The 7,945-nt window shown below is 74.9% G+C and carries 6 protein-coding genes; 3 read left to right on the forward strand and 3 right to left on the reverse strand.

Annotated elements, in window-relative coordinates:
• Positions 1–3,156 (reverse strand): hydantoinase B/oxoprolinase family protein (locus ABYX71_RS09040; RefSeq protein WP_372696173.1); only part of this gene is annotated, 3,156 nt, incomplete at its 3' end.
• The gene (glp, locus tag ABYX71_RS09045; protein ID WP_372696174.1) at positions 3,153–4,418 is read right to left on the reverse strand and encodes a gephyrin-like molybdotransferase Glp; all 1,266 of its coding nucleotides are present in this window, start codon (positions 4,416–4,418) and stop codon (positions 3,153–3,155) included. The genes ABYX71_RS09040 and glp, both read right to left, overlap by 4 nt.
• An 85-nt stretch (positions 4,419–4,503) precedes the next feature.
• On the opposite strand from glp, the gene ABYX71_RS09050 reads away from it, so the two are divergent.
• The 3 genes from ABYX71_RS09050 to ABYX71_RS09060 are packed head-to-tail and all read left to right on the forward strand — an operon-like array spanning position 4,504 to position 7,570.
• Positions 4,504–5,304, forward strand: a complete 801-nt coding sequence (locus tag ABYX71_RS09050) for an arylamine N-acetyltransferase (protein WP_372696175.1) — start codon at positions 4,504–4,506, stop codon at positions 5,302–5,304.
• Entirely contained in the window at positions 5,301–6,344 is a 1,044-nt protein-coding gene (mtnA, locus tag ABYX71_RS09055) for an S-methyl-5-thioribose-1-phosphate isomerase (RefSeq protein WP_372696176.1), read from the forward strand. The genes ABYX71_RS09050 and mtnA overlap by 4 nt, the downstream gene beginning before the upstream one ends.
• Complete coding sequence (locus ABYX71_RS09060; RefSeq protein WP_372696177.1) at positions 6,341–7,570, forward strand: glycosyltransferase; 1,230 nt, start codon at positions 6,341–6,343, stop codon at positions 7,568–7,570. Before mtnA ends, ABYX71_RS09060 begins: the two co-directional genes overlap by 4 nt.
• Before the next feature lie 12 nt (positions 7,571–7,582).
• On the opposite strand, the gene ABYX71_RS09065 is transcribed toward ABYX71_RS09060, so the two are convergent.
• Positions 7,583–7,945: NnrS family protein (locus ABYX71_RS09065; RefSeq protein WP_372696178.1), on the reverse strand; the 363-nt coding region annotated here is incomplete at its 5' end.

Raw genomic sequence — 7,945 nt, forward strand, 5'->3', positions numbered from 1 at the left:
GCCCTGGCTGGCGGCGGCCGCGCCCAGCGCGCCCAGCAGCACGTCCACCACGCGCTGCGAGGTCTCCACGTTGCCGGCGGCGACGGCGGCGTCCGGCGGTGGGTCGAGCAGGCCGCCGGGCGGGATGTGCAGCGTGACGGGCCGCAGGCAGCCCTCGTTTAGCGGGATGTCGTCGCTGACCAGGCAGCGCAGCACGTACAGCAGCGCCGCCTGCACCACCGCGCGCGGGGCGTTGAAGGCACCGGGGTGACGGTCGCCGCTGGCGCTGAAGTCGACCTGCAGGTGGCCGCCGTCCGGGCGTTGCGGGTCGACGCCGATCCGCAGCCGCACGGCCACCGGCGTGCCGTCGTCGAGGGCATCCTCGAAGTGGCCCTCGAAATCGCCGAAGGCCGCCAGCGCCTGACCGATGCAGTGCGCGGCATTGGCCTGCACGTGCTCGGCATAGGCCCGCACCTCGGTCAGGCCGTGCTGGGCGATCAGCGCCTGCACCGCGCCGTCGCCGTGCCGGTTGGCGGCAATCTGCGCCGCCAGGTCCGACAGGCGCTCGGCCAGGTTGCGGGCCGGGTGCGGCCCGGCGCCGAGGGCGGCGCGCAGGTCGGCCTCGCGCAGCCGGCCGCCGTCGACCGCCAGCAGGCGGTCCAGCACCACGCCTTCCTCGGCCAGGGTGCGCGACAGCGGCGACATGGAGCCCGGGGTGACGCCGCCGATGTCGGCATGGTGGCCACGCGTGGCGACGAAGAACACCGCCCCCGCGGCATCCGGCACGAACACCGGGCTGATGGCGGTCACGTCCGGCAGGTGCGAGCCGCCGTGCGCCGGGTGGTTGTCGAGGTACACCTGGCCGGGCGCCAGACGGTCGCCGTGGCTGGCGATGAGCGCGCGCACGGCCTCGCCCATGGCACCCAGGTGGACCGGCACGTGCGGCGCGTTGGCGATCAGCCGGCCGGCGGCGTCGAACACGGCGCAGGAGTAATCGAGCCGCTCGGTCATGTTCACCGAGTGGGCGGTGTGTTGCAGCACCGCGCCCATCTGCTGCGCCACGCCCATGAAGCGCCGGTTGTACAGCTCGAGGCGTACCGGGTCGCGCTGCGCCGGGTCGGCGGTGGGCCCACCCGGCGTCCCGGCGATGTCCTGCCGGCGCCGCAGGTGCAGCACGCCATCCTCCAGCAGGCGGGCGTCGAAGTCGGCCTCCACCAGCACCGTGTAGTGCGCCGCCACGATCAGGCACGGCCCGGCCAGCACGGCGCCGCCGGCCAGCGCCTCGCGCCGGTGGCAGGGCAGGTCCGTCGGGCCGTCGTGCAGCACCACCCGTCGCGCCGGCAGGGCGCCGCAAAGCGCCGGATCCGGCGCGTGTGCCAGGGTGTCGTCCAGGGCCGCCGTGCGGCGCAGACGAAGGCGCAGGTTCACCACTTCCAGCGTGTCGCCGGCCGGCGCGTAGCCGAAGCGCTGCGTGTGGGCCCCGGCGTAGGCGGCGATCATGGCGGGAACCGTGTCCAGCGCCACGGTGAGCACGGCGTCCCCGCCGCGCGGGCGCAGGTCCAGTTCCCGCTCGACCCGGTCGGCCGTGTCCTGCAGGCGGTTGCCGGCGTCGGTCTCCAGGGCCCGCCACAGCGGTTCGAGTTCGGTCAGGGTGTCGGCGCCCAGGGCCAGCAGCACGGAGCGCTCGGCCTGCTCCAGGCGGTCGGCCTGGGCGATGCCCCAGGCCGAAAACACGCCCGCCAGCGGGTGAATCAGCACGTCCTCGATGCCCAGATCCCGCGCCATGGCGCAGGCATGCAGGCCGCCGGCACCGCCGTAGCAGCACAGCGCGTGCTCGCGCAGGTCGAAGCCGCGGCCGACCGACAGCGTCTTGATCGGCGCCGCCATCTGCTCGTTGGCCACCGCCACGTAGCCCAGTGCCAGGCGTTCGGCGTCCACGGCGCGGCCGGTGGCGGCGGACACCTGCCGCGCCAGTTCGGCGAAGGCGCGGCGTGTGGCCTCGACATCCAGGCCGGTCGGCCCGCGACCGGGGTGCGGGCTGAAGGCGGCCTGCGGCAGTCGGCCGAGCAGCAGGTTGGCGTCGGTCAGCGTCAGCGGGCCGCCCCGGCCATAGCAGGCCGGGCCGGGATCGGCGCCGGCCGAGGCGGGGCCGACGGTCAGGCGCTGGCCATCGAAACCCAGAATCGAGCCACCGCCGGCGGCCACCGTCTGCACCCGCAGGGCGTGGCTCTGGAAGGCGACACCGGCGGCCTCGATCTGCGCCGTGTAGTCGAACTGCCCGTCGTAGCGGCACACGTCGGTGGAGGTGCCGCCCATGTCGAAGCCGATCAGCGGTTGCCGGCCGCGACGGCGGGCCAGTCCCGCCACCGCCACCACGCCGCCGGCGGGACCGGACAGCACCGCGTCCTTGCCGGAGCACAGCGCCGCCGGCGCCAGGCCGCCGCCGCTTTGCATGAACTCCACCGGCACCGCGCCCAGCTCGCCGGTCAGGCGGTCGAGATAGGCCGCCAGTACCGGGCTCAGGTACGCGTCCAGGACACAGGTCTGGCCGCGCTCGACCACGCGGATGCGCCCGCCACAGCGGTGCGACACGGACACCTGCGCGAACCCGGCGTCCCGGGCCAGGGCGGCCAGGCGCTGCTCGTGCGCCGGGTTGCGCCAGGCATGCAGCAGCACGATGGCGACGGCCTCGATGCCGTTCTCCCGCCAGTCGGCCAGCGCCCGCGTGGCGGCGGCCTCGTCGAGCGGCGCCAGCTCGGCGCCGTCGGCGTCGAGCCGACCGCCGACTTCCGCCACCCGGGCGTAGAGCTGGCGCGGCAGGCGCACCGCCAGGTCGAACAGGCGCGGGCGCGCCTGCTGGCCGATGCGCAGCAGGTCGCGGAAACCGTGCGTCACCAGCAGGCCGACGCCGGCACCGCGCCCCTCCAGCAGCGCGTTGGTGGCCACCGTGGTGCCGACGCGAAGGCTGGCGATCCGTCCCGCCGGTACCTGGGCACGGGGCGGCAGATCCAGCAGCGCCCGCACACCGGCGGCCACCGCGTCCGGGTAATCCGGCGACACGGACAGCAGCTTTCGGGTGTGCAGGCGCCCGCCGGGGTCGATGGCCACGATGTCGGTGAACGTGCCGCCGCGGTCGGCGGCAAAGCGCCAGCCTGCGGCCGGATCGGGCGCCCTCATGCGCCCGCCCGTGGCGTGCCCGGCCAGGGCAGCAGCTCGACCGTGACCACGGCGCCGGCGGGCAGGTCGCCGGCATCGGCCGGCAACACCAGCAGGCAGTTGGCGGCCGCCAGGCTGCTCATCACGTGCGAGCCCTGCGCGCCGGCGCTGCGCACGCCGAGGCGGCCGTCCGCGCCGGGGGCGACGATGCCGCGCTGGAAATCGAGCCGGCCGGGCGCCTTGCGCAGCGGTTCGAGCAGCGGCAGTTCCAGGCGCAGCGCGGGCGTCGGCGCTTCGCCTTCCAGCCGGCGCAGTGCCGGGCGCACGAATTCGTGGAACGTGACGGCGGTCGACACCGGGTTGCCGGGCAGGCCGAAGAACCAGGTGTCGCCCAGCCGGCCGAAGGCCAGCGGCCGCCCGGGCTTCATGGCGATGCGCCAGAAGTGGATGGCGCCGAACTCGGCGAACACGTCGCGCACGTAGTCGGCGTCGCCTACCGACACGCCGCCGGAACTGACCACCACGTCCGCTCCCTCGCGGGCAGCGGCAAACGCGGCGCGCACTGCGGCCGGATCGTCGGCGACGATGCCCAGGTCCACCACCTCGGCGCCCAGTTCCTGCAACAGCGCGCGCAGCAGGTAGCGGTTGCTGTCGTAGATGGCGCCGGCGCCGAGGGGCTCGCCCAGCGGCGTCAGTTCGTCGCCGCTGGTGAACAGCGCCACCCGCGGGCGGGCGCCGACCGTTACCGTGCGCACGCCCAGCGACGCCGCCAGCGCGATCTGCGGCGGTCCCAGGCGGCTGCCGGCCGGCAGCACGGTCTGCCCGGCGCGCACGTCCTCGCCGGGCGCGCGCACGTTGGCGCCGGGCGGCACCGGACGCTGCAGGCGCACGCGGCCATCGTGCACCGTGACGTGCTCCTGCATGGCCACGGTGTCGGCGCCGGCCGGCAGGATGGCGCCGGTCAGGATGCGCACGCACTGGCCGCGCCCGAGCGTGCCGGTGAACGGATGCCCGGCCAGCGCGGTGCCGGCCAGTTGCAGGCCGGCTGCGTGCGCGGTGTCGGCGTCGGCGGCGGCGAAGGCATAGCCGTCCATGGCGGAATTGGGCCACGGTTGCAGGTCCATGCCGGCGACCAGCGGCTGCGCCAGCACGCGGCCAAGCGCCTGCTCCAGCGCCAGCGTGTGGTGTCGCGGCAACGGTGAGAGCGCGCCCAACACCTGCGCCAGGGCGGCGTCGAAGGCCAGGTTTTCCGGCGTGCAGTCGGGTGGGGCAGGGCGATGCATGGTCGGCGGTTCCGGCTTGCTAAGATGTCGATTGCCCGCGCGGCGGGCGTACCGTTCATTGTAGACAGCCGCAACCGAGCCTCCCGTGCCCGCCATCGATCTTGACCGTTACTTCGCGCGCATCGGTTACGGCGGTGCCACCGAACCGACGCCGCACACGCTGTCCCAGCTGCACCTGGCGCACGCGCAGCACATTCCGTTCGAAAACCTGGACGTGCTGCTCGGTCGCGGCATCCGGCTGGATCTGGACGCGCTGTTCGCCAAGCTGGTCACGGCCGGGCGCGGCGGCTACTGCTTCGAACAGAACCACCTGTTCGCCGCCGTGCTGGAGCAGCTCGGTTTCAGCGTGCGCCGGCTGGCGGCGCGCGTGAACTGGGGCACGCAACGCGTGCTGCCGCGCACCCACATGCTGCTGCGGGTGACGGCCGGTGGCCGGTCGTGGCTGGCGGATGTCGGCTTCGGCGGCATGGGGCCGTTGCTGCCGCTGGCGTTCGAGCCGGACACGCCGCAGACGCAGTATTCCTGGCAGTACCGGCTCACCGAACAGGGCGGCCTGTGGCGCCTGCAGACCCGTACCGACGCCTGGACCGGGTTGTATGAGTTCACCTTGCACGAGCAGGCGCCCGCCGATTACGAAATGGCCAATTACTACGTGTCCACGCATCCGGACTCGCGCTTCGTGCGCGGCCTGGTGGCTCACCGGCTGGCGCCCGAGCGGCGCCTGATCCTGATCGGCAACGCGCTGACCGAGGATACCGGCCGCACGTCCAGCACCCGTGAGCTGACGGACGAGGAACTCACCCGGCTGCTGGTGGAGGTGTTCGCGCTGCCGCCGGCCGACGTCGACGCGGTGGTCCGGCGGTTCCCCGGCGGGGCGCCGGCATGAGCGCCGTCAGCGCCCTTCGCTGGCGCGCCGGCGCGCTGGAGCTGCTCGCCCAGCGGCGGTTGCCGGGCGTGCAGCAGTGGCTGCACTGCGCCCGGGTCGAGCAGGTGGCCGAGGCCATCGGCGACATGGTGGTGCGCGGCGCGCCGGCCATCGGCATTGCCGCCGCCTACGGTGTGGTGCTGGCGGCACGGGCGGCCTACGCCGCCGACCCCGCCGGCTGGCGGCAGGCCATCGGCACCGACCTGACGCGGCTGCGCGATGCCCGCCCGACCGCCGTCAACCTGGCCTGGGCGGTGGCGCGCATGGAGCGGCGCCTGGCAGGGCTCGACGGCGGCGATCCCGAGCTGGCGCTGCTGGCCGAGGCGCGCGCCATCCACGACGAGGACCTGGCCGCCAATCAGGCCATGGCCGCCTACGGCGCGGCGCTGATCGATCCCGGCAGCCGCGTGCTGACGCACTGCAACACCGGGGCGCTGGCCACCGGTGGACACGGTACGGCGCTGGGGGTGATCCGCACCGCCCACGCGCAGGGGCGGATCGCCGAGGTGTTCGTCGACGAGACGCGGCCGTGGCTGCAGGGCGCCCGCCTGACCGCCTGGGAGCTGCAACAGGACGGCATCCCGGCCCGGCTGGTGGTGGACGGCGCGGTGGCCTGGCTGTTCGCCCACCTGCGGCCGGCCTGGCTCATCGTCGGCGCCGACCGCATCGCCGCCAACGGCGACACCGCCAACAAGATCGGCACCTACACCGCGGCGCTGGCGGCGCGCGCCCACGGCGCGCGGGTGATGGTGGTGGCGCCGCTGTCCACCTTCGACCCGGCCACGCCGGACGGCGCCGCCATTGCCGTCGAGGAACGCCCGGCCGGCGAACTGACCCAGCTCGCCGGCCAGCCCGTGGCGCCGGCCGGTTTTCCGGCCTGGAACCCGGTGTTCGACGTGACTCCGGCGGCGTGCATCGACGCCATCGTGTGCGAGCACGGCGTCATCGAGCGACCGGATGCCTCGCGCATGGCGGCGTTCCTGGCGTCGGCGGGGCGGTGACCGGCCCGTCCGGCGAAGCCTCCGGCACGTCGGCGCGCCCGCGCCTGCTGGTACTGACGACCACCTTCCCGCGCTGGGCCGGCGACCGCGAGCCACCGTTCGTGTTCGACCTGTCGCGCCGCCTGGCGGGGCAGTTCGAGGTGCACGTGCTGGCGCCGCACGCCGCCGGCGCGCAGCGCCGGGAAACGCTGGACGGCGTACACGTGCACCGCTTTCGCTACGCGCCGCAGCGGCTGCAGCAACTGGCCTACGACGGCGGCATCCTGGCGCGCCTGCGCGAACGGCCCTGGCGCCTGCTGCTGGTGCCGTGCCTGCTGCTGGCGCAGGCCTGGGCGCTGCGCCGCCTGCTGGCGCGGCATCGGTTCGATGTGATCCACGCCCACTGGCTCATCCCGCAGGGACTGGTGGCGGTGCTGGCCGGGGCCACGCGGCGCGTGCCCATGCTGTGCACCAGCCACGGTGGGGACCTGTTCGGGCTGCGTGGCGCGCTGCCGAGCCGTCTCAAGCGGCTGGTGCTGGCCCGCTGCCGGGCCGTGACCGTGGTCAGCCAGGCCATGCGCGAGGCGGTGCTGGCGCTGCGGCCGGGGCAGGCGGTGCAGGTGGTGCCGATGGGCACGGACCTGACATCCCGCTTCACGCCGCCGGCGCAGCCGGCACGCACGCCGGGGGGGCTGCTGTTCGCCGGCCGGCTGGTCGAGAAAAAGGGCGTGCGTTACCTGCTCGACGCCGTCGCCCGGCTGCGGGCCGCCGGCCGGGCGGTGACGCTGACCGTCGCCGGTGATGGGCCGCAGCGGGCGGCGCTGCAGGCCCAGGCTCGCCAGCTTCGCATCGACGACGCGGTGGCGTTCGTGGGTGCGGTGGATCACGCCCGCCTGGCGCAGTTGTTCCAGACCGCGGCGGTGGCGGTGGTGCCCTCGGTGGTGGCGGCCGATGGCGACCAGGAAGGCTTCGGACTGGTCATCGTCGAGGCCATGGGTTGCGGCTGTCCGGTGGTGGCCTCGCGCCTGCCGGCCATCGACGACATCGTCATCGACGGCGAAACGGCGTTGCTGGCGCCGCCCGCGGACGCCGCCGCACTGGCGGCGACGCTCGGCGCGGTGCTGGACGATCCGGCCGGCGCCGAGCGGCGGGCGCTGGCGGCGCGCGAACGGGCGCTGGCGCATTTCGACTGGCACGGCGTGGTGGACCGCTACGCGGCGCTGTTGCACGCGCTGGCCCGGGGCTGACGTGCGTCGCGGCTAGCCCGGCCGGCCGTCCGGCCGCGGGCGCCACAGCATCGGCCCGTGGCAGCAGACGAACAGCCCGAACGCCAGGCACCAGAACCCCGCGGCCAGCGCCACCGCCAGGCGCGGCTGGCTGCCGGCCAGTGCCACGCGGGTGATGGCCGCCAGCGTCATCGCGCCAAAGGCCAGTGCCATGGCCGGTGACGCCACCAGTGGCCGGCCCGTGTGGCCCAGGCTGACGCGCGCCATCATGGCCAGGATGAGGCCACCGATGCAGCCAACGGCAAGGGCGTGCAGCGCCGCGCTGCCGGGCAGCGGCAGGCCGGCATGCCAGGTCGCGAGCCCCGCCAGCGCCAGCACCAGCCAGCCGTAGCCGAC

The sequence above is a fragment of the Immundisolibacter sp. genome, from assembly GCF_041625615.1.
Lineage (GTDB): Bacteria > Pseudomonadota > Gammaproteobacteria > Immundisolibacterales > Immundisolibacteraceae > Immundisolibacter.